Raw genomic sequence first — 451 nt, 5'->3', positions numbered from 1 at the left:
GAGCGGGCGCAAGCGGTCGCGGATTATCTTGTCAAATTGGGAGCGCGGAAAGCAAATGAAATAGTCGTCAGGGGATACGGCTCTGAATAGCCCGTCGCGGACAACAACACACCCGAAGGAATGGCGCTTAACAGACGCGTGGAAATTACTTTGGTGGAGGCCGCGCAATGAAAAAAATATTGCTTATGCTTGCGGCGATTCTTTATTTGGGCGCGTTTTCAGCTAACGCTTTTGATTTCGGCCTTGTTTTTAACCAGAACGATGAAATTGAAGCGCCGGATTTTAATTTTGAAAAAACCAGTTTCGACATATCGGGCGTTTTATCGACGAGGTTTACCACGCCGCTTGGAAAAATAGCCAGTTTGTACATTTGCCCTGCGATACGTTAGGACCTCGAGAGCGGCCACGCCCACTCCATCAGCACCGCTCACACGCCCACCACACCCGCCCC

1 protein-coding gene is annotated in these 451 nt (G+C 50.8%); it reads left to right on the top strand.

What is annotated here, in order from left to right; translation table 11 throughout:
- The first annotated feature begins 167 nt into the window (after window positions 1-167).
- Window positions 168-389 carry a hypothetical protein gene (locus tag ACYVRA_RS08890; protein ID WP_461252353.1) on the top strand — a complete coding sequence of 74 codons (222 nt, stop codon included), beginning with the start codon at window positions 168-170 and terminating at the stop codon, window positions 387-389.
- Window positions 390-451: the final 62 nt, after the last annotated feature.

This window comes from Treponema sp. R8-4-B8 (genome assembly GCF_054786175.1).
Note: the sequence above shows the minus strand (reverse complement) of the source record. Positions and strands in the feature narration are given on the sequence as shown.